Source organism: uncultured Erythrobacter sp., from assembly GCF_947502395.1.
In the GTDB taxonomy this organism is placed as follows: domain Bacteria; phylum Pseudomonadota; class Alphaproteobacteria; order Sphingomonadales; family Sphingomonadaceae; genus Erythrobacter.
The window spans coordinates 561024-582115 of record NZ_CANMZM010000001.1; the positions used below are offsets into that span (position 1 = coordinate 561024).

The following is a 21092-nucleotide window of genomic DNA, read 5'->3' on the forward strand; positions in this document are numbered from 1 at the left end:
TTACGCCGCAGCTTCGGTGTTTTCCTGCTCTTCCGTGTCTTCATTCAAAGCGTCCACCGCGCTTTGCACTGCGCGATAGAATTCAAGCCGCTGAGCATCCTGTTCGGTTGGCACCGCGCTGGGCCAATTGGCGTTGGACGCAATGATGAGGTCGCGAGCCTCATCTATGAAGATACCCTGCCCAAAGATTCCTTGAGCCGCATAGGCACCATCATCATAAGTCCACCATTGGTAACCGTAGCCTTCGCCAGGAGTGCCAATCTCCGCTTGTTTCGTGGTTGCTGCCGCAATCCAGTTCTCTGGCAAGATCGCCTTTCCGTTAACGCGCCCACCGCCGAGCATAAAGAGGCCAAATCGCGCCATGTCCCGCGTCGCGGCCTGGATGCAGCAACCACTGATCTCATTGCCCGCATTGTTGAGCAGCCAGGTCGCGTCCTGCTGCATACCGAAAGGTGCCCAAATTTTCTCGGAGAGATAATCCGCGAGTGACTTGCCCGTTGCCTCGCTCACCAGAATGCCAATCAGGTTCGTCTCGCCAGTCTTGTAGACCCATTTCTCACCCGATGGAGCCTCACGTGGGAGGCTGCGCATATAGCTAACGGTGGTGTCCATGCCCTCTTCGGGTTGGTGATTGTTGAACTGGGCGACATCGGAATTTGGGTCACCGTAATCCTCGTTCCAAGCCACTCCGCTGGTCATGGTAAGCAATTGGGCAACCGATACATCGTCATACGCAGAGCCCTTGAGATCGACGATATAGTCGGTGACCGGATCATCAACCGACCGAATGGCACCATCGGCGATGGCCGCTCCGACTAGGGTCGAGGTAAGGCTCTTGGCGACCGAGAAGCTGGTCCATTTGGCGTCAGCAGTGAAATCCAGACCGTATTCTTCAAGCACCACATTGCCTTTGTGAACAATCACCAATGCCGCTGAACGCTGGTTTGCCATATAGTCCGTAACATCAATATCGAGAGGGAGCGGATCGCCTTTAGGCAGCTCTAGCCTCTCATCCCCGGCCGCAATTGTGTGTGCGCCCGCGAGCACCGGAAAACCGTCGAGCACTCGGAAACCCGCATCACGCTCCTCGATCGACCAGAACAGGACGTTGGGATCTGTCTGTCCCTTTGCGAGAAACGCGCGCGCGTCCTCATCAAGGGAGAACCAAGCCCCACCAAGCCCTATTGCGACGAGTCCCACAATCACCAAAACTGCTTTCTTCATGGGTAGACCCCTGCCCCCGTTTCTATGCCTTGATCAGCGTTACCTGATGCACATCGATATTGCCTGCGCGAAATCCCGCCTCGCAATAGGTGAGGTAAAACTTCCAAAGCCGGACAAATCGGTGATCAAACCCTGCTGGCAAGCGTTTCTCATGTACTGCTGCATCAAAGTTCGCATGCCAAAGGCGCAGTGTTTCAGCGTAATCGAGACCGAAATCGACCTGATCACGCCATTCCAGACCACGCTCTTCCGCCAACGCACGAAACTCGCTTGTGCGGATCAGCATGCCCCCGGGGAAGATATAGGCCTGAATAAAATCAACGGTTTGCGCGTAAGCATCATAAAGGTCGTCCGCGATGGAGATATATTGGATCGCGGCGCGTCCACCAGGTTTCAGACTGCGCGCAACGCAATCCATAAAGTCAGGCCAATACTCGCGGCCCAAAGCCTCGACCATCTCACACGAGACAATAGCGTCATACTGGCTGGTGACATCGCGGTAATCGAGCTTGAGGAAGTCGACATTTTCGCTGGCAGATGCGCGTGCATATCCAAGCTGCTCATCGGAAAGGCTGATCGCAGTAACGTGTGCTCCACCCTTCGCCAAATGATCCGCCAAAGAGCCCCAACCGCACCCAATTTCGAGGGCGGAATCAGGGTCCGCTAGCCTCTCGGACAATGCCGAAAATTTGCGGCGTTGAGCAGCTTCGAGCCCATCAGACCCAATCGAAAAGGCACTCGAATAGGCCATCGTTGGATCAAGCCATGCACGGTAGAAATCATTCCCGATATCGTAATGCGCAGCGATGTTGCGAAGCGAACCGACCTTACTGTTGCGGTTGAGCCTATGTGCCAATTTGGCCGCCCATTTGAACGGACCGGTGCTGCGCGCCGCGTCACCTAAGGTACGCACATTGGCGGACATCAGCGCGAGCAAGGCCACCATATCAGGTGTCTCCCACTCGCCCGCTTCATAGCCTTGGTAAAACCCAATTACCCCGCTTGCCGCAAGCCGCAAAAGCGCGCGCCAATCCTTCAGCCAAATCTCTGCATCGAACCCGGGTGAACGCCCGCCCAGCATCTCGGTCGTGCCATCAGGGAGATGCGCCAGCAACGAACCCCGTTCGAGACCGGTGTCAATTCGACGCACGATAGTCCGAAAACCGGGAGAGATCAGGCGTGTTAGGAGGCTTGGGGCAGAGGCAAAACGCTCGCCTGCATGGAGAAGCGCACTGCCCCTTACCTCTTCATGTGTCGCGCCCTGCACCGTCATGTCTCACCCATAGGCCCGGGAGAAAGGCCTGAGCAAGAGAGGCTTAGCGGTTTTACCGCCAGCGTGGGCTCAATCGCCTTTCATCGCCCGGTATGCTGCCAAAGCACGCTCGCGGGCGGCTTTATGGGCGATCATCTTGGAAGGATAGGACTTGGGCAAGCAGCCGTGGTCTTCCGGATCATGGATATAAGGCTCATCAAGGCTGGCGAGCTCGGGAACGAATTTGCGGATATAGGCAGCCGCGTCGAATTTCTCCGACTGCGAGAGCGGTGCCATTATGCGCACAAACATATTCGAATCGACTCCAGTCCCAGCGGTCCATTGCCAATTGGTGGCGTTCGACGCGTAATCGGCATCGACTAGTGTGTCCCAGAACCATTGTTCCCCGTGTCGCCAGTCAATCAACAGGTGCTTGATAAGGAAACTCGCCGTGATCATTCGGATACGGTTGTGCATCCACCCGGTCTGCCAAAGCTCGCGCATGCCAGCATCCACAATCGGGTAACCGGTGCGACCTTGCTGCCATTTCTTAAGATCGCGTGCAGCTTGCGGATCGGTCTCAGGATTGCGCCACTGAATTTGGTCGAAGTCCTCGCGGTAGTTACTCCGCGCGTAAAGCGGGAACTGCGCCACGGTGTTCTGGGCATAGTCTCGCCAGATCAGTTCGCCCTCGTAAGTGTCCCACCCTTTTGAGCGTTTGTGCTTCAACTTATGCCAAATCTGCAACGGGGTGATCTCACCAAAATGAAGGTGAGGTGACAGGCGAGATGTCTTCTCGACCGAAGGGTGATTGCGCTTGTCGTCATAATCATCGACGTGGGTCTCCCACCAATCGAGCCGCTCGTGAGCCGCGGCCTCACCCACATTCCAGAAATCGCGCATACCACCTGCCCAATCAGGCTTGGTTGGAAGCAGGTTCAAGTCCTCTAGCGCATCGCTTACCGGGAGGCTCTCGGGCGACGACAAACTCTCAGGTTCCGGCAATATATCGCGTGGTGGAAACTGTGAGCGCACAGCGCGGCTGAATGGAGTGTAGATTTTGTATTGCCCGCCCGAACCCGTTTTGATTGATCCCATGACGGTCAGAAAGTTCGCATCGTCATATCGCTGCAAGTCAATCTTCTCGCCCAGCGCTTTTTCCGCATTGCGCCACCAAGGTTCGAAATGGCGGTTCGCGTGGATGGTGATCGCGCCGGTCTCCGCAGCAATCTGCAGCAATTGTTCCACCGCATCACCGCACCGAAGCACGATCTTTGCATGGCGCTGGGCAAAGCTGCGTTGAAGGCTCTCCAGCGAATGGTGCAACCACCAGCGTGAAGCGCCGCCATAGGCATGGGTACTGGCTCGGTCATCATCGAGTACATAAACTGCGATCACCGGGCCGCGTTTGGCGGCTTCATACAGGGCAGGATTGTCCGCCATGCGCAGGTCGCGCCTCAGCCAGACGATTTGTGTGTCACTCATGCGAGGTGAAGCGCTTTAGTCGCTCCCAAGTTCCTCACATTGCAAATCAGGGACGGGTACGGTGAACCGGTCCCGCGTGAGAGGGTCATAGAAACGCGCATCAAACAAGTTCAATGATCCGTCATCAGCGCGCATTGCCATGGGCGCTCTCGACCAGAAGAGGAATGCTTCGAGCTGGGCATTGTGATGATACCCATCACCAAAGTCCGGAAGCACACACTGCGTAGCGGCGGAATGGCGATAACCATACCCTGCGTCATCCCCGTCCCACCGGTTGGAAACCCATCGACCATCTTCGAGTTTAGCAATCCGTTCCCGGCTGAGTGATGTAATGGGCTCAGGCGAGGCAATAAACTCAGTCGGATAAGGTTCTGCGAGAACACCCTTCGTCTGATAAGTTATCCATGTAATGGCCCAATTCATAGCGATGTAGGCAAGCATTATTGCGATCGCGCCACGCGCAATTGGTCGCTGATTACCGCCAGACTTCTCTCGGGCGCAACCCCACCAGACAGAGACTAAGAGAAGCGCCCATAGCCACACGTCGATAATAAACAGCGTATCGCCATAGGCCCAAGTGGGCGCAAACGGCTCCCAAAATCGAACGCCATAAACGTTCAACCAATCGAGCAAGGGATGGCTCAAGGCTCCCAGAAAACTCAAACCATAAAGCCAGCCAAAATGGACCGGCAAACGCCCCTCTGGTCGTTTACCCCGCTTGGTTTGCCAACGGTCATAATACCAAAGGATGCCCGCCAAGATCAGCGGTAAGATGACCAACGCAGGCGGTCCGTGGGTGATCCCACGCCGAAACCCCAAATGCTCGGTCCCCTCGAGCCAGAAGAAACACGCCGCATCAACATCGGGCAGATTCGCCCCGATGATGAGCGCAGGCATTCCAAGCCCGGTCTTCTTCTTAAGGCCCGCCTGTCCCATAACTGCGCCGACGAGGCTATGCGTCAAATTATCCATTTGTGATTTCCATTTGCTGGCGATTAGCGATGGTGCATAGGTCCGTCAAAGACCAAGCGGGAGAACCCCAAGTAATGACCGAAAGCCCCTATACGCGCCCGGATATGAAGGCCTTTCTAGACGCACTTGCAGCAGTGGGTGGTCCAGCACTGGCTGATATGACGCTCGAAGAGGCACGCCAGTCTTATGTCGCGCTGCACGCAATGGCCGACCGCCCGGCCCGCGACCTTGCGGTTATTCGCGATCTGACGTGCCCCGGACCTGCGGGCGATATCCCCTTACGCCTCTACGATGCGCGCGAGAGCCGTGATCCCGGGCCGCTCATCACGTTTTATCACGGCGGTGGCTTTGTGATTGGCGATCTGGAAACCCATCACAATCTTTGCACAGAGATCGCTGCGCTGATGGACCTACCCTTGATCGCGGTCGATTACCGCCGCGCGCCCGAACACCCTTTCCCCGCAGCGATTGAAGACTGTGAGGCAGCCACGCGCTGGGTCGCGTCCTCACCGGCAGAACTGGACCGCAAAGCAACCGGGATCATCTCCATGGGCGACAGCGCAGGCGGGAATGCAACGATTGTGGTCGGGCAAGTGTTGGGTGCCTCGCCCGCCGATGTGCCGATTGTGTTGCAAGTTCCCATCTTCCCGCTCGCCAGCAATGCCATCGGCTCTGATAGTCTTGAAACTTTCGCCGAAGGCCATGTGCTTACCAAGGCTGCAATCGAGTTCTTCGATGCAGCCTATCAGGCTGACCGCACCGATCCGCGCGGCTTTCCGATCCTTGGCGATCATTCCAACGCTCCGCCAACGGTTGTCGCAACCGCCAGCCTTGATCCCATCCGCGATTCGGGTCGCGACTACGCCAAGGCCTTGGTCGAGGCGAGGCGCGATGTGGTCTATTTGGAGATGCAAGGTGTGACTCATTCCTTCACCAATATCCGCGCCGCTGTGCCAAGCACACAATCAGACCTTGAGCGGATAATCGGCGCGATGACGCTGATGCTGGGGAGCGTCTAAGTGAGCGACCTTCCTTACCGTCCTTGTGCTGGGTTCATGCTCGTAAACCAAGAAAACCACGTTTTCGTGGGCGAGCGCATCGACAAGCGCGCACATGGCTTTTGGCAAATGCCCCAGGGCGGCATTGATCCGGGCGAACAGCCTAGGGCTGCGGCAATTAGAGAGCTTCAGGAGGAAACTGGGGTTGGCGCAGATTTGGTGGAGATCATTGCTGGCGGGGACAGGACCTTCAAATATGACCTTCCGCCAGAGCTCTTGGGTCGCATTTGGAAGGGCAAATATCGCGGTCAGGAACAGCATTGGTATCTTGGTCGCTTTACCGGAAGCGATGCCGACATCGACCTCAACGCCCATCATGAAGCCGAGTTTCAGTCCTTCCGCTGGGTAAACGTTCACGATCTACCCAAGCTTATCATCCCGTTCAAACGCGCAGTTTACGAAGAACTGGTCGCGGAATTCGCGCCCCTGATCTAAGCTTGCTCAGAAACGGAACGCGATGTGCGGGCGGTCATCTTTGGCACGCGCGGCTTTGAAGCTGTCGATTGCTTCGATCCGGTCAAACCATGCCGCGACATTGGGAAAACCGTCCTCGAAGAGCCCTTTGTCGCGCGCGGCATACATTGGGTAGACCAGCGTGATATCTGCGCTCGTCAGCTGGTCGCCGCCAAAGAAGGGTTGCGTGCCAAGGTCGTGTTCCATCAGCTTCAACATCGCAGTCAAACGCGGGTTGAGGAAGAGCTTGCGCACCTGACCAAATACCGACTTCAGCAAGGAACTGATCGGCCACGGGCTGCGCGCCTCAAGCAGACCCAAGATCATCGCAATGCTCTGCAAATTCATCAACGATCCGGGCGATGAGTGATACCAGAACAGATGCCGTGCGCGATCTTTATGACCCGCAACCGGATTGAGCGGGCTTTCGGGATAGCTATCGAGAATATAGTCGATGATCGCATTGCTTTCGGCGAGCACCAGATCGCCATCGGTCACAACCGGCGCGGTGCCCAAAGGCGAAAGCGCCTTGTAATCATCAGGCGCAAGATTGCTTTCCGGATCGCGATTATAGCTCTTAAGCTCATACTCAGCGCCTAAGGCTTCAAGCAGCCAGAGGATGCGAAAGCTTTGCGAATACTCGAGATGATGAAGTGTCAGCATGCGCGCCAGAATAGCGCGCTAACTCAATTGGAAACAGCACCGTCGTCGGCGGTGTCCACCATTGTTTCTACCGCTAAGCGCGCAGGTGGACCTGCGGCAATCGTCTGTTGCAACGCCATTGTTTCAGGACACGAAGATCCGCAAAGGCTCTCTAACCGCGAAAGATTGCGCTGAGCCTTTTCGACTGCGCCTTTCTCAACCAAAGCCTCACCCTCACCTGAGATCGCGGCAAAATTGTCCGGGTCACGTTGCAAAGCTTCGCGGTAATAACCGATTGCCTTACCTTGCAGACCGTCTTGGCGAGCCGCTTCAGCCAATTGCAAGAAAATCGGCGTGTAAGCCGGATCCACCGCAAAGGCAGCTTCGAACGCGTCAATCGCCCCTTGAGTGTCGCCATTGGCAAGCGCTGCCTCACCGAGTGCAATCAATTGCACCGCGCGCGGTTCGGGCACCTTATCACCGGCGCTCGTCACACTTGCTGTGGTTGCAAGAAACAGTGAGAGGGCAGCGGCAATCGGCGCGAAACGCATGAACAGCTCCTTGAAGTTTGTTTTCCCTAAGTCAGATGGGCCTAGAGGTGAAGGCTTAGCCATAACACCAACGACTAACACCCGGAAACGAGATTGGCGACAAAAAAGCCATCCGTATCGTCATGGAACGGAGTGAGGCGCAATCCTTTGCCGCGTGAGCGTCCCAGGGGAATCGTTGGTTTGGTTACCGACCATCCTTCATGGCGGGCGAGAAAAGCGTCAATCCGGTTTGCGCCCTCGTCATCGAGAACGGAACAGGTGACGAAGGTGAGTGTGCCGCCGGGCTTTATCAATTCCGCGCCAATGTCCAGCACGTGATCTTGCAGCTTGGTGAGGCGCTTAAGTTCGGCAGGATCAAGCCGCCAGCGCCCTTCAGGGCTGCGCCGCCAGGTGCCGCTTCCTGAACATGGCGCATCGACCAGCACACGGTCCGAATTGCCCAACCATGGTGCCAGCGCCTCGCGCTCACGTCCCGGATCGAGCAGGACTGTGTGATCGATCTGTGCACCAGCCCGCGCAGCACGCGGTGCGAGATTACCAAGGCGCCGCTTGTCAGTATCGCACGCTACGAGGCTCGCCGCATTGCCAAGCTTGGCCGCCAGAGCGAGGGCTTTACCGCCAGCGCCAGCACAAAGGTCGATGATCGTTTCACCCGGTTGCGCTTCAAAACTCTCGCACACCCACTGGCTGGCGTGGTCTTGGATTTCGATCTGGCCTTCGCGATATTGCGACCATTGCTCAACTTGCGTCCCACTTGGAAACCGCAGTGCATTGGGAGCCGATAGAGGCTCGCCATTTTCTGGCAGTTCAATGCTCTCACGGTTCGCCTTTAGAGCATTCACCCGAATATCGAGTGCTGCGCGTCGAAGCAGAGCTTCCGCCTCCTTGCCGTAGATCCCTGCCGCTGCGAGCTTCTTGTCAAGCCACTCAGGAGCCGTCCCGATGAAAGCAGCCATCTCGCCGCCGCCAATCTTTGCAGGCCCATGGGCAGAGCCGTCGAACAAAGGCACCAATGCCTCTTCTTGCGTTGCCACCGCCAACATGGCTGAGCGCCCATCGTAAGGCACTTCTCCACACAATCGGATCGCTTGATACACCAAGTCGCGCACCGCCCTCCGATCTTTTGAGCCTGCATAGCGACGTGTTTTGAAATAGGCCGAAATTAGCCGGTCTGCGGGCGCGCCCTTGTTGCGCGCACCTTCGATGATCTGATCGAGCAGCTCTATCGCGGCTTGGACACGGGCTGATGGGGTCATTTGGGATGAGGGGCTTTAGTCAGCTGGTTTTGCCAACGCTCAACAGCTGCATTGAAGGACGCGCGATCAGGCATGGGCGCACACAAATAACGATATTGATACCTGTCAGACAAACGGTCGCTCCCTTCGCCTTCCCCAAGATAGCGCGCACCAATGGCCTCGCATTCTTCTTGATCGACCGCCACTTCGATTTTGACCACGGATTGATTGTCTGGCGTGTCTTGATGCCAGCCCACTAGAATCAAAAGCCAAGGAATCCACTCAACCACAATAAGACCTCCTAGCGCGTCGGATAGTTCGGGGCTTCGCGGGTGATCGCAACATCGTGCACATGGCTTTCGGAAAGTCCTGCATTGGTGATGCGAACGAACTGTGCGCGTTCTTGAAGGTCAGCGATGGTTTCAGAGCCCGTGTAGCCCATCGCCGCCTTAACACCGCCCACAAGTTGATGAACCACATCGGCCGCAGGGCCCTTGAACGGCACCTGTCCTTCAATCCCCTCTGGCACCAATTTAAGCGCTGAGACATCTTGTTGGAAGTATCGATCAGCCGAACCTCGCGCCATTGCGCCAACGCTGCCCATGCCGCGATAGGCTTTGTAAGATCGCCCTTGGTAAAGGAATACCTCGCCCGGACTCTCTGTTGTACCTGCGAGCATCGAGCCAACCATAATGGATGACGCGCCTGCAGCGAGCGCTTTAGCAGCATCACCGGAGGTGCGAAGGCCGCCGTCTGCAATCACGGGTACGCCAGACTTGGCCGCTTCCTCAGCGCTTTCCATCACGGCGGTCAGCTGCGGGACGCCAACACCGGCAACAACGCGCGTAGTGCAGATTGAGCCGGGGCCAATGCCGACCTTCACTGCATCTGCGCCTGCATCAATCAGCGCGCGAGTGGCTTCGGCTGTCGCAACATTGCCAGCAATCACCTGAACCGAATTGGAGAGGGCCTTCACCCGCTCGACCGCGCGGCTGACATCTTGATTGTGGCCATGTGCGGTGTCGATCACGACCACATCGACTTCTGCGTCAACCAGAGCTTCGGTGCGCTCAAAGCCCTTGTCACCAACCGTACTCGCTGCTGCTACGCGAAGTCGGCCTGCGCTGTCTTTGGTGGCATCTGGGTAGGTTACGGCCTTCTCAATGTCTTTCACTGTGATCAGGCCGATGCATTTGTAATCATCATCCACCACCAGAAGCTTCTCGATTCTGCGTTGATGCAGAAGACGCCGCGCATCCTCCTGGCTGGTGCCAAGGGGGACGGTGGCTAGGTCTTCAGTGGTCATCAACTCGCGAACGGGCTGAGCAGGATTTTCGGCAAAACGCACGTCGCGGTTTGTGACGATGCCAACGAGCTTGCCTGCGTCATCTGTCACAGGAATACCGCTAATCCTATGCTGATCCATAAGCGCCTGTGCATCGCCCAGCACAGCATCAGGGCCGATTGTGATCGGGTTCACCACCATGCCGCTTTCAAAGCGTTTGACCACGCGCACAGCGGCCACTTGCTCGTCGACTGTCAGATTGCGGTGAAGGACACCGATGCCGCCAAGCTGCGCCATAACAATGCCCATATCGGCCTCTGTCACAGTATCCATCGCAGAGGACAGAACGGGAATATTGAGTGCAATATCGCGAGTCAGCCGCGTTGCCGTATTTGCCATACTCGGCAGAACATTGCTCTCCGCGGGTCGGAGAAGGACATCATCAAATGTAAGGCCGAGGGGGATTTCCATATGCACGTGCATCTTTCATTGAGGTGAGCGAATCGTGCACGCCCCTGTAGGACGGGATTGCTCGCCGCGCTAGAGTAGGAGCGCAGGTAATCGCCGACTATTGTGACGGGAGCGTTGCGGACGCGGGATAGCTTTGGGTGTTCGCGATCCGTTTCACCAACGTTTCGTGCAGCAAAAGGTCATCGATAGCGCCGCCCAATTCGAGGCCCTCGATTTGATCAGTCGGGCGGTGATAGTTCGTCGCCAAATAAGGCCCAAGAACTATTTCCGAAGCAAATGCGGTCGAGACCAAAACGGATGGCACACCCTCTTGGAGCAACGTCCAGCCATCATGGCGGCGCAGAAAGCTCTGTGCATATTCACGGCTGCCCAGTTCTGCGCCCTGTTCTCGCAAAGCCTCTCGCACCACGTCATCAAGCGGCGTTTGTCCCTCTCCGATGAAACCAAACGGGCCGCCTGCGGGTGCGACGGCAACCGTGTCGAAGTTAAAGGCCGCGACAATACTCTCAAGCGGGATTGGCGGCGCATCCACAAAGGACTTCGCACCCAGCAGACCGGATTCTTCGGCGCTGGTCGCAAGCAGATAGATGTCACGGTCATGGGGGCCGTTCAGCTGAAGTTTGGCAGCCAGCTCAAGCATCAGCGCAATTCCAGAAGCATTGTCGACAGCGCCATTGCAGATTGGGTCAGGCGTACCTGGCGCGCATTCCCCAAAATGATCCCAATGCGCCATCAACAAAACAGCGCCAGAACCCGGCAGTTGACCGGGAATCATTCCGATTACGTTCGAACTCGTGAACTCGCGTCGGGTCGAATGAACGTCGATCGCAATCGTAGCTGCGAGCATTTCGTGGCTGAAATTCTCGCGGGATGCCTTCTCCAAGAGCCTGTTCCATTCACCATCCGGTAGTGTGTTCGAAAAAGCTTCGTTTGTAACAAAGGCAGAGAGATTGTTTGAATCCTCACTTGTCAGAAGCAATCGCTCGCGTTGAAACTGGCCCCGCTCTCGTTCCAATGCGACCGAATCGGCAACGACAGTCAGAACGGCCGCGGGCCTTGCTGCGAAGAGCGTTTCGCGCACGTCCGGATCACTGTTCGATTGGGTCACAACGACGATCCGGCCAACAAGTTCGGTGTCCACGAGTTGGCCTTTGCCGTCACCCACGAAGACTACTTCGACCCCGTCAATAAGGACCCGGCTGCTGAGCGAGAACGCTGCACTGCTGGCAATTGGGAGAACGCTGGCCCCTTTGGCCGTGCGCACCGTGATTTCATGGTTGAGCGGCTTTGTGCTCACCAGTTCGACTGGCGCACGCCATGCGCTGCCAGGATCATTGGTGCCCGATTGAAGGCCGATCTGCTGCATCCGGTCGACAATATACGCAATCGTCTTCTCACCGCCCGGTGTGCCAGGCTTTCGTCCGCCGAATTCGTCGCTTGCTAACACCTCGATATCGCGCATCATCCGTGCGGCGATGGCGTCGCGTACAGCTTGCGGATCGGGCCCACGTGGCACGGTTGCGCAGGCCGCAAGGCATACGCAAATCACACCAACAAGAAATATACGCCCCCGCGCAATCATTCGGCTGTCCAGCCTCCATCAATGCTCCAATTCGCGCCCGTCACATTCCCCGCCTCTTCGCGGCACAAGAACAGCGCAAGCGCACCGACCTCATCCGGTTGCACGAACTTCTTGGTTGGTTGTTTCGCGAGCAACACATCATTGATCACGGCTTCTCGCGAGAGGCCTCGCGCTGCCATTGTATCCGGTATCTGCCCTTCAATCAGCGGTGTCCAGACGTAGCCAGGCGATATGCAATTCGCTGTCACGCCGGTCTGAGCAAGTTCAAGCGCGATAGTCTTGGTAAAGCCATCAACCGCGTGTTTGCTCGCATTATAAGCGCTCTTGAATGGCGACGCCGTTTTTGAGTGAGCGCTCGCCGTGTTGATGATGCGCCCCCAGCCCTTCTCTTTCATCTGCGGAACGGCGAGCCGTGTGGTGTGAAAGACTGCGTTGATGTTAAGCCCGATAATCTGATCCCATTTCTGTACCGGAAAGTCCTCTACAGGCGAAACATGCTGCATCCCCGCATTGTTAACGAGGATATCGATCGGTCCGACCTCCGCCATCATCGTTTCAATAGCGGCCGGGTCAAGCAGGTTTGCTCCTTGATGACTTGCGCCAAGCTCTTCACACAGGCGCGCAATCTCAGCCTCTTCGCCAAATCCGTTGAGGATCACTTCAGCCCCTTCCGCTCGCAATGCGCGCGCAATCGCGAGGCCAATCCCGGAAGTTGATCCAGTGATCAATGCAGTCTTACCTTCAAGCATTACTGTTTTTCCCAACGTTCATAGGCATTGCGAGCCACTCCAAGACGTGTACCATGCGGAGATGCTTTCGCGTCGCAAAGCGGCTGTGTCCAGTGAATTGCGAAGCGACTATGGACAGAAGCGAGGATTGCACATGTGACCTGCGCCTGTTTTCTAGGTCTCTAGGGGGAATTTCAGTGCGGCTGGGCCGGTACGATACATCAAAGATCAAAGTTCGTTCAGGCGGAGGCCGGGGGCGTGTCCGTGCAGGTAAAGCTGGCGGAATTGGGTGCGGCACCTTAGTCATCGCGATTATTGCCGCGCTCGTCTTCGGAGTCGATCCGACCCAGACAATTGGTGTGTTGCAAGACATCCAAGGCCCCGCGCCTCAAGTCAATCAGCAGCAAGGTGCAGCGACCGAGGATCAACTCTGCTCAAGCGGCCCCTACGCGGACGAAGCATGCCGCGCGATGCAGAGCCTTAATGAGACATGGGAACCGATCCTGCTAAATTCGCGCATCAGGTTTGAGCAACCCGAACTCGTGCTCTATCCGCCAGGTCCCGTTGCCACGCAGGGCTGTGGCAACACTTCATCGGCAGCGGGCCCGTTCTACTGCCCGGCGGATTACGGTATCTACATCGAAACAGGATTCTTCGACCAGCTCGCCCAAATGGCGGGGACCAATGGCGATTTTGCGCGGCTTTATGTGATGGCGCATGAATATGGGCATCATATTCAGAACCTGACGGGCATCTCAGGCCAAGTGCGCAGTCTCCAACAACAAAACCCTCGAGAGGCCAATCGGTTGTTGGTGCGTCTTGAACTGCAAGCCGATTGCTACGCTGGCGTTTGGGCTGGGCAAAACAAAGCGCTGATTGAACGAGGTGATCTGGAAGAAGGGCTAAGAGCTGCGAGCGCTGTTGGTGATGACACCATTCAGCGCCGCGCGGGCCAGAGGATCAACCCTGAAGGCTTTACCCACGGGACCAGTGATCAACGCATGGAAGCGTTGAGACGCGGACTAAACAGCAGCGATGCAGGAGCATGCGATGTCTATTTCAATGCCGGTTAAAGCGGTCACTCTCGGCGCGGCCCTGGCGCTCATGGCGCCGGTAGAAGCTGCATACGCGCAGATGCGTCAGGAAGAACCGGACGCGATGGATGTGGCGCGCACTCCGCTTGAGGATTTTAACATCGATGCCGAGGACCTCCCCGAGGTTTTGGAGATAGCCGCACAGGACCCATACGACGTGGCCGGGGTCAACAGCTGCAACGATATTGTCGAACGAATAGCCGAGCTCGACAACGTGCTAGGTGCAGATTTTGATCTGCCACAGCAAGACGAAGACGGAATCAGCAGAGGACGGGTTGCGAAGAGCGTTGTGGGATCATTCATCCCATTCCGCGGAATTGTGCGCGAGGTTTCTGGCGCCAACAAACGACGCAATGCGACGCGCTTCGCCTACACGGCAGGCATTGCAAGGCGCTCCTACCTCAAAGGCTTAGGAGAGGGGCGCGGATGTTCTTACCCGGCGCGCCCAAGACGCGGACTTGTTGAGGCGAGCGCAGACACCTCTTCCAACGTCCCACCCAACATTCCGCGCGGTGCGCCCTCAGATATGAACCAGGACTTAGCACCCGTTCCGCAATGACATCACATGAAAGCAAAAAAGAGACCGGCGCGAGGGGCTGACCCTCACTCCGGTCTCTTTTTGAACGTGGATGGCGGGGAATAGAGACTGTCGTCCCCTACTCCCCTACAACCCTACCTAGCTTCGCGCTCCCAGCGCGAAATCACACGGTCAATCTCGCGAATAGCACGGGTGCGATCTGCGCCACTCAACTCGTCTGAAGACTTGAGAGAATTGCGCGCTTCGCGCAGTCCGTTCAGCGCCTGTACCATCACGCCTTTCTGGCAAATGCTTATCACCTGCACACCGTTGGCATCCTCGGTTTCCGTAACAATTTCGCTGGAGCCGCCCTTGCAGCTTCGCTCGACCCGAACGACTCTGCGACCTTCATTGCTGCGCGCTTCTTCGGCCTCGGCTTGCGCTTTTTCGATGATCTCTGGGAGTTCCTCAAGCACCTTATTGGCCTCTTCAAGGCCTTCGCGGACCTCATCCAAGATCTCTTCGATCTGCTCTTCGCTTAGTTGACCTTCCCCGTCGATTTCTGATCGATCAAAGAAGCGAACTGAATTGCCGCGATTGCGCAAAATGATCTTGGAATTCTCCGAACGCTCAAGGAAGCGCTGCAATTCCTCTTTGTTCATGCCTTTGCCGCGAGGAAAATCGGAATGTTCGTTGCTGCGGAGTATCACACGGGCACTATTCTCGCCCTCATCGCCGTTCCAGACAAAGACGTTTTCACTATTCGTTTCGACGTTCGAAACCTCTCCATCAGGGTCGATCACGATGATCTGATCATCGACGAGCGGAGCTTTGGGAGCCTCTGGCGCGGTGGGGGCCTGGGGTGCCACTAGCGCAGAAAGGGCCGAAGGAAGAGTTGGAGCGTTAGCAGTTTTCGGTGCTTGCGGCAGCTCGCTAGCAGCGTAGCTTATCGAAGCGGTCATGGGCAGTGCAACCACCGCTGCCCCCAACAACGCCTTACCTGCAAGGCGTCGCTTTGTGTTTGTGTTATCCATCTTCAAGCTCCTCAAACGGTGGATTATCGATTTCTCTCCCAGCACCGGGCAGGCCATTGGCGCGGCAAGTGCGACGTTGGGACCGGCGGCAAAGCTGACGATTAAATTGGCATAGACTTCGCGCTCTTCGCGCTGTGCGCTTGCCATGACACGAGCATCGCACGCGGCCTCTTGATCGCGGCGCAGCGCGAGCCACCCATACCGCCCCAAGGGGTTCCACCAGTGGATCGCAAAAAGTGGTTGGACAAGGACGTTGGCAAGAAGGTCGCCACCTCTGTGATGCTGGAGCTCATGCGCCAGAGCCAGATCACGCGACTGGCGATCAGGGTGCGCCAGAAAGCCTTCTGGCAATGCGACGACTTTGTCGGTCACGCCAAAAGCGAGTGGGGCCTGTGTGCCAGGCGTCTCTACGAAGCGAACCGAACCCTCGCGTCCGACTTCGCGACCATCTCTCAATAGCTCGTCCCGTAGGCGGAAATAGGCGGAAAACCGCATCACAAGAAAAATGGCGGCGCCGATAAGCCATACAGCGACTCCCAATTCGATCAGCATTCCGGTGTCAAGAAAGCTAAAGTCGAAAGCGGTCGTCTGGGTAAGCGGGGCTGTGGTATCGGTCGCCGCCGGGTGCGCCACAACTGCGTTCTCAGAATGCATCGTGGAAAGATCGAAAGCAGTAACGAGCGGTTCATCGGCAACCGCTATCGGTGCCACTGCTAACTCAGGTTCGGTGAGACGCATCCATGCAGGAAGCTCAATCGGAGGCAGCACCAATCGAAGCGCTGGCAAAGCCCATAAAGCGTATGCGATTTGCGGGCCAAAGGCGCGCGAAATCGGTCGACGGACCAGAAGGACCAAGGCAATCAGCACAGCTGTCCAAAGAAGCGTTTCCATCATCCAATCAGTCATGACTTCAACTCCTTGAGCAAAGCCTCGATCGCGCTGAGATCATCTTCGGTCAGCGCCTCAGTCTCAGCCAGGTGGGCAACAAGTGATGCAGCCTTTCCGCCAAAAAGCCGGTCAACCAGACGCCGCGATTCTCCTCCGACATAATCTGAGCGAGCTATCAGGGGACTGTAGATATAGCGCCTACCATCGGGCCGAGTCTCAATCGCGCCTTTCTGGACGAGCCGTGAAAGGAGCGTCTTGACCGTGGCCAAGCTCCACCCTCGTTTCTCGCACACCGCTTTGCACACATCCGATGCAGTTGCTGTCCCTTGATCCCAAAGGGCCTCCATAACAGCGTGCTCAGCTTCACTGATACGCTCCGGACTTGATTGATCTGACTTACTCAAATTGGCCTCCTCTAACCCCGAAGAAGGAAACGTGATTACGTGTGTAGTCATATCGACTACGCCTGTAAACATTGCTACTAGATGAACATGTACCCTCCCCACTTGTTTCTCTGCCAGAGGCCGATATTGCAGGACGAATGACATGGAAAACGTTCTTGGCCGCTGCCCTTGCTGTGGGGTTATCCATATCAGCCCATGCGCAAGACGAGATTTTCGTCGAAACCCATCCAGTGGCGATGAGTGTAGAAGAGCCAGCGGCTGACGAAGTCGGCGAGCTGATTTATCGCGGCGGACTGGAGATTGCACCTGGTGAAGAAGACCTCGGTGGGGTTTCCGGTCTGACCTGGGTCCAAGACCGACTATTCGCGGTAAGTGATGACGGCCACTGGCTGTCAATTGAGCTAGACGAGATCAATGGGCAATTGGTTGACCTGCTTTCTGTCAACCGAGGGCGGCTGCTCGATGAACGCGGGCGACGGCTTAAAGGCAATGACAATGTGGACGCAGAAGCGATTGAGCACGTCGCCCTTGGTGGGTGGATTGTGACCTTTGAACGGAACCACCGCGCTCTCTTTTACGGCCGCCTTGATGGCCCCGGTGAGCCCATGAATAGCCCTGATCATGATCTTTCTGCCGCACTCGCGCTGGTAAACAACGCGGATCCTAATGCCGGTCTTGAGACCTTGGCAGCGAGCATCGAAGCCATGATTGCCTGCGGCGAATGGGCCCGCTCTGGCGAGGTCAATTGCGTGCATTCATCATTGGGAGGCGCGGGCGGGTTCGAGCTGCCTGCACCGCCTGAAATCGCGGAGCACCAAGGGGCTCCCACCGATGCCGCCTGCCAGAGTGATGGCACCTGCTATATCCTCTTCCGCAGCTACCGCGAAGGTGAAGGCAATCGGACCGCCATCGTCAAATTACCATTGGAAGGACAGCCAGAAACGCTGGCCGTACTCATCCCGCCCTTAACCCTCGACAATTTCGAGGGGCTCGCCGTGCGTGAGCAGTTTGGGAAAACGTTTCTCTATTTGGTTTCCGACAATAACTTCTCGAAAGGTCAACGCACCCTGCTCATGAAGTTTGAGATCAAAGACGACGAGCCACTCATCGCCGCAACACCGGAGCCGGAGGTCAATTACGAGACGCAAGATGTGGTACTCGAGACCACGAAAGGTGAGATCACAATCCGTCTGGAGATCGAGCGAGCACCAATCACCGCCGTCAATTTCCTGCGCTATGTTGATGAGGGGCGGTTTGATGGCACCGTCTTTTACCGCGCGATGAAACTTCAGCGCGAGCCTATGCCCAATGGCCTTATCCAAGGGGGCACGCAGTTCGATCCCAAGCGTATTCTACCCGGCATCCCGCACGAGCCCACAACAGTAACAGGGCTGAGCCACACCAATGGTGCGGTTTCCATGGCTATGCTTGAACCTGGAACAGCCAATGGCGACTTCTCAATCATGCTTGCAGATCAGATTGGTCTGGATGCCCAACCCGATTCTGACGATCCCATTTGGCAAAACGGCTATGCTGTTTTCGGCTATGTGATCGATGGGATGGATATTGTCTCTGCAATTCACGCTGGAGAAGCTGACCCCAACAAAGGTGTTGGCCCAATGATGGGCCAGATCCTGGCAGAACCGGTAGAGATCACCAAAGCGCGGCGCGCGGAGGCTCCTGAAAAACCGGCAGCCGCCGAATAGTTACTCGGCCGTCATCGCCGGTCTGCCAACAGGTGCACTCGCGATCTGTGGCATTCTTGCTTCCAGCATGGGCAGCCACTGGCTTACTCCCGCCCCAAAGGCGCTCTGCGGCAGCGAGGCAAGCAGGCGCGCCTGTGTTTCCCAACCGGCAATCTGAAGGGCCGCCGCACGCGCCGCGTCAGACAGGCTCTGAGGCTTGCGCAACTCCCGATTGATCAAAGCATCACCAAAGAAGGTCCAATCATTCTCAGGTTGGCAGCCAAAGGAATTGCGTTCCGCCGCTGAGGCAGTGAGGATCGCTGTATCGCGGCTCGCCAGGGTAGGCACGAAAACGCCCGAATGGCACGCGCTGATAATAAGGATACGCCGTTCGATCCCCAGCTCTTCGAACACCGATTTGAGCCGCGTAGGCGAAAGAATGCCGTAACCCGTGTCGCCATAATGATAGGCAAGGCCCAGCTTGTTGCCATGGCTGGTGGTGTAGAGGACAAGAACGTCCTCGTCTGTGTCCATAAGGTCGGCGATGCGTGCGAGAGCCACAAACAGGCTCTCTATCGAGCCCTTGGGCAAATCATTCTGCGTGCCATCAGGCCCCGCCAGCGTCAGCGTGCGGCCTTGCCCACCATAGCGGCTTGAGAGCACCTGAGCGGTTTCGCGAGCCTCTCTGGCAAAAACTGGATCGCTGTCGAGCGCGATGGAAATCACATAGGCATCGACTTCGCCGGCGCGTTGAGGTTGAAGCGCCGCCAGCTTGGCATCGAGCCTGCGGCGTTGTTCAACAATCTCGCGCACCGGGACACCGCGGTTCAGCTCGGGCGCGCCCGTCATGCTTTGCGCAAGTTCCTCAGGAGACTGGCCAGCAGCAATGTTGGGCCAAGGCAGAGTGTGCTCGGGCGGCTGATTGGGGTTTTCTTGCGCGCTCGCAGATTCGGAGATCGAAAGTGACGCACAACACAGTGCCGTCAGACATACGGTGCTAAGCCCTTTGAACATAGACAACCAATCACGAAGCGCGAACCACACGTCAAGGCCCGACATCTTGGACTGGTGAACGCAATTGTACCGATGCGACATTCTTGAATTGTGTCGTCGCCGTGCAATCAGGCCAACCAAAGAAGAGCTAAGAACATGCATGTTCAACTGAGACAGCACATTTTCCGCTACCATTTGGGGGAATGATCATGAGCCGCGACAGTAAGACAAAGAAGCCAGCAACGGGCACACAATCTCCCGTACAGAATCTCACCTACGGCCTTTTCGGTCGCAAGGTTGCCAGTCCGGCTGAGCCAACGAAAAAAGGTAAAAACACCACTCCCAACTTCGGCTTCGCAGCCTAGCTTTTTCGCCGGAATTTGGCCAAATCGACTGCCATCTGGGCGCGCGCAAAACCGCGGCCCGACATCAGCCGCTTAAAGTCTGCAGGATGGTCGAAATGCTGCAATTGGCGATGGTAATAATTGATGTACTCAAGCCCAGCTAGGACGGCAGCCACGGTGATGCAAACTGTGTCGCCAGTCGATGCACCCAAATCTAACAACCACGCGCCAGCTGCAACGGCCACGGCCAAAGCTGATAAAGCGGCCAAGGGAACCTGCCATTTGTCCGCCATTGGCAAAAAGGATTTCAAGGTTTCGGACTGTCCGCCAAGTTGATGCAGCTTGGCGCGCCAATAAAGCCCGCCCAGCACCAACAACCCGCACATAGGAAGGCACGCAAACGCCAGCCACCAGCTCATGGGTTGATCAAGCGAACTGCACGCAAAGACCATGAAAGCTGGCAGTAACAACGCGTTGCCCACCTCCATTTTCCAATAGGAGGATAGGCGTTTTCGCAGGCGTTCTTTAATCAGCTTCCACCACCATTCAATCTGCGATCCAATTCCTGAAGGAAGGAAGGCCATTTCTTTGCTTCGCGAAAATTGGCCGAGCTCACTTTGATCTTTCTGCCATCGCGCCCTGTGATCACCAAATACTGATCATCGCTTTGGCTTCTTAACTCCACATTGTTGACGGCGCTAAAAGCGATCCGAACTGTGTGAGTACCGCTGTATTTTGTAGGCCCGGTAATGGCATGTTGATCAAGCGTCATCCACAATTGCCCACCGAAACTTCGGACGAATCCGCGCATCACTTGCACCAAATAAGCAAGGCAAACCAGCGCCATGAACACATAGAAAATTTGCGCTGCCGTCGGACCAAGCGGAATAACGACGAGGATTAAACCTCGTCCTTCCACCGCGAAAGCCAATAGTATCAGAACACAGAAAACGCACGCAAAAGCAGTGAACAGCAACTTCCACGGGTTAGGCGTTACATCAAAGCGTATCGCCCCCTTTGGCGATTTAGGCCGAGGTAGTTGCTGAGCTTGCATTGCCGCCTGCCCCTTTCGACCAAAACCGCCCATTACTCACCCTTCCGCTTGCTCAACGCTATGTTGCCAATCGTCAACGCTGATTATTTCGGAGAATCTAAGTAACGGTTAAGAGTTTTCAGAAAACAAGGCAGTCATTCA

Annotated in this window: 22 protein-coding genes; 6 read left to right on the forward strand and 16 right to left on the reverse strand. The window is 56.4% G+C overall.

Translation table 11 applies throughout. From position 1 onward, the window contains the following. From Q0778_RS02615 to Q0778_RS02630, 4 genes are all read right to left on the reverse strand, one after another. Window positions 1–1224 (reverse strand): serine hydrolase, encoded by a 1224-nt coding sequence (locus Q0778_RS02615; protein WP_298333788.1) that lies wholly within the window; start codon window positions 1222–1224, stop codon window positions 1–3. A 22-nt stretch (window positions 1225–1246) separates the two neighbouring features. Then, a complete protein-coding gene (locus Q0778_RS02620; protein WP_298304768.1) occupies window positions 1247–2497 on the reverse strand; it encodes a cyclopropane-fatty-acyl-phospholipid synthase family protein in 1251 nt (416 codons plus the stop codon). Window positions 2498–2566: 69 nt separating this feature from the next. Further along, complete coding sequence (locus Q0778_RS02625) at window positions 2567–3961, reverse strand: deoxyribodipyrimidine photo-lyase (RefSeq protein WP_298333790.1); 1395 nt, start codon at window positions 3959–3961, stop codon at window positions 2567–2569. A gap of 15 nt (window positions 3962–3976) precedes the next feature. Beyond that, window positions 3977–4933, reverse strand: coding sequence for a metal-dependent hydrolase (locus tag Q0778_RS02630; protein ID WP_298333792.1), 957 nt, complete (start codon window positions 4931–4933; stop codon window positions 3977–3979). 74 nt (window positions 4934–5007) lie between these two features. On the opposite strand from Q0778_RS02630, the gene Q0778_RS02635 reads away from it, so the two are divergent. Together Q0778_RS02635 and Q0778_RS02640 are read left to right on the forward strand one after the other, a co-directional pair. Then, window positions 5008–5952: an alpha/beta hydrolase gene (locus tag Q0778_RS02635; protein ID WP_298333794.1), complete on the forward strand. Its 945-nt coding sequence runs from the start codon at window positions 5008–5010 to the stop codon at window positions 5950–5952. Next, complete coding sequence (locus tag Q0778_RS02640; protein ID WP_298333796.1) at window positions 5953–6426, forward strand: RNA pyrophosphohydrolase; 474 nt, start codon at window positions 5953–5955, stop codon at window positions 6424–6426. 6 nt (window positions 6427–6432) lie between these two features. On the opposite strand, the gene Q0778_RS02645 is transcribed toward Q0778_RS02640, so the two are convergent. From Q0778_RS02645 to Q0778_RS02675, 7 genes are all read right to left on the reverse strand, one after another. After that, entirely contained in the window at window positions 6433–7107 is a 675-nt protein-coding gene (locus tag Q0778_RS02645) for a glutathione S-transferase family protein (RefSeq protein ID WP_298333798.1), read from the reverse strand. Window positions 7108–7130: 23 nt separating this feature from the next. Beyond that, window positions 7131–7637, reverse strand: coding sequence for a tetratricopeptide repeat protein (locus Q0778_RS02650; RefSeq protein ID WP_298304750.1), 507 nt, complete (start codon window positions 7635–7637; stop codon window positions 7131–7133). Between the two features lie 74 nt (window positions 7638–7711). Then, a complete protein-coding gene (locus Q0778_RS02655; protein WP_298333800.1) occupies window positions 7712–8893 on the reverse strand; it encodes an RsmB/NOP family class I SAM-dependent RNA methyltransferase in 1182 nt (393 codons plus the stop codon). Continuing rightward, window positions 8890–9162 (reverse strand): hypothetical protein, encoded by a 273-nt coding sequence (locus Q0778_RS02660; protein ID WP_298304746.1) that lies wholly within the window; start codon window positions 9160–9162, stop codon window positions 8890–8892. The genes Q0778_RS02655 and Q0778_RS02660 overlap by 4 nt, the downstream gene beginning before the upstream one ends. Before the next feature lie 11 nt (window positions 9163–9173). Continuing rightward, complete coding sequence (guaB, locus tag Q0778_RS02665; RefSeq protein WP_298333802.1) at window positions 9174–10628, reverse strand: IMP dehydrogenase; 1455 nt, start codon at window positions 10626–10628, stop codon at window positions 9174–9176. 97 nt (window positions 10629–10725) lie between these two features. Next, on the reverse strand, window positions 10726–12144 hold the full coding sequence (locus Q0778_RS02670) for a M20/M25/M40 family metallo-hydrolase (RefSeq protein WP_298333804.1): 1419 nt from the start codon (window positions 12142–12144) through the stop codon (window positions 10726–10728). Between the two features lie 62 nt (window positions 12145–12206). Further along, window positions 12207–12959 carry a 3-hydroxybutyrate dehydrogenase gene (locus Q0778_RS02675; RefSeq protein ID WP_298304738.1) on the reverse strand — a complete coding sequence of 251 codons (753 nt, stop codon included), beginning with the start codon at window positions 12957–12959 and terminating at the stop codon, window positions 12207–12209. Between the two features lie 176 nt (window positions 12960–13135). Between Q0778_RS02675 and Q0778_RS02680 the strand changes: the two genes are divergently transcribed. Together Q0778_RS02680 and Q0778_RS02685 are read left to right on the forward strand one after the other, a co-directional pair. Next, window positions 13136–14011: a neutral zinc metallopeptidase gene (locus Q0778_RS02680; protein WP_298304736.1), complete on the forward strand. Its 876-nt coding sequence runs from the start codon at window positions 13136–13138 to the stop codon at window positions 14009–14011. Beyond that, complete coding sequence (locus tag Q0778_RS02685; RefSeq protein WP_298304732.1) at window positions 13989–14591, forward strand: hypothetical protein; 603 nt, start codon at window positions 13989–13991, stop codon at window positions 14589–14591. Before Q0778_RS02680 ends, Q0778_RS02685 begins: the two co-directional genes overlap by 23 nt. Window positions 14592–14704: 113 nt before the next feature. On the opposite strand, the gene Q0778_RS02690 is transcribed toward Q0778_RS02685, so the two are convergent. Together Q0778_RS02690 and Q0778_RS02695 are read right to left on the reverse strand one after the other, a co-directional pair. Continuing rightward, complete coding sequence (locus Q0778_RS02690; protein ID WP_298333806.1) at window positions 14705–16489, reverse strand: M56 family metallopeptidase; 1785 nt, start codon at window positions 16487–16489, stop codon at window positions 14705–14707. Then, window positions 16486–16926: a BlaI/MecI/CopY family transcriptional regulator gene (locus Q0778_RS02695; protein ID WP_298333808.1), complete on the reverse strand. Its 441-nt coding sequence runs from the start codon at window positions 16924–16926 to the stop codon at window positions 16486–16488. The genes Q0778_RS02690 and Q0778_RS02695 overlap by 4 nt, the downstream gene beginning before the upstream one ends. Before the next feature lie 86 nt (window positions 16927–17012). On the opposite strand from Q0778_RS02695, the gene Q0778_RS02700 reads away from it, so the two are divergent. Then, window positions 17013–18581: a peptidylprolyl isomerase gene (locus tag Q0778_RS02700; RefSeq protein ID WP_298333810.1), complete on the forward strand. Its 1569-nt coding sequence runs from the start codon at window positions 17013–17015 to the stop codon at window positions 18579–18581. On the opposite strand, the gene Q0778_RS02705 is transcribed toward Q0778_RS02700, so the two are convergent. Beyond that, on the reverse strand, window positions 18582–19619 hold the full coding sequence (locus Q0778_RS02705) for a C13 family peptidase (protein WP_298333813.1): 1038 nt from the start codon (window positions 19617–19619) through the stop codon (window positions 18582–18584). Between the two features lie 143 nt (window positions 19620–19762). On the opposite strand from Q0778_RS02705, the gene Q0778_RS02710 reads away from it, so the two are divergent. After that, complete coding sequence (locus tag Q0778_RS02710; protein WP_298333815.1) at window positions 19763–19918, forward strand: hypothetical protein; 156 nt, start codon at window positions 19763–19765, stop codon at window positions 19916–19918. On the opposite strand, the gene Q0778_RS02715 is transcribed toward Q0778_RS02710, so the two are convergent. Both Q0778_RS02715 and Q0778_RS02720 read right to left on the reverse strand, forming a co-directional pair. Beyond that, complete coding sequence (locus Q0778_RS02715; protein WP_298333817.1) at window positions 19915–20481, reverse strand: hypothetical protein; 567 nt, start codon at window positions 20479–20481, stop codon at window positions 19915–19917. The genes Q0778_RS02710 and Q0778_RS02715 overlap by 4 nt on opposite strands. Then, the gene (locus Q0778_RS02720) at window positions 20427–20984 is read right to left on the reverse strand and encodes a hypothetical protein (RefSeq protein ID WP_298333819.1); all 558 of its coding nucleotides are present in this window, start codon (window positions 20982–20984) and stop codon (window positions 20427–20429) included. Before Q0778_RS02720 ends, Q0778_RS02715 begins: the two co-directional genes overlap by 55 nt. Window positions 20985–21092 lie beyond the last annotated feature (108 nt).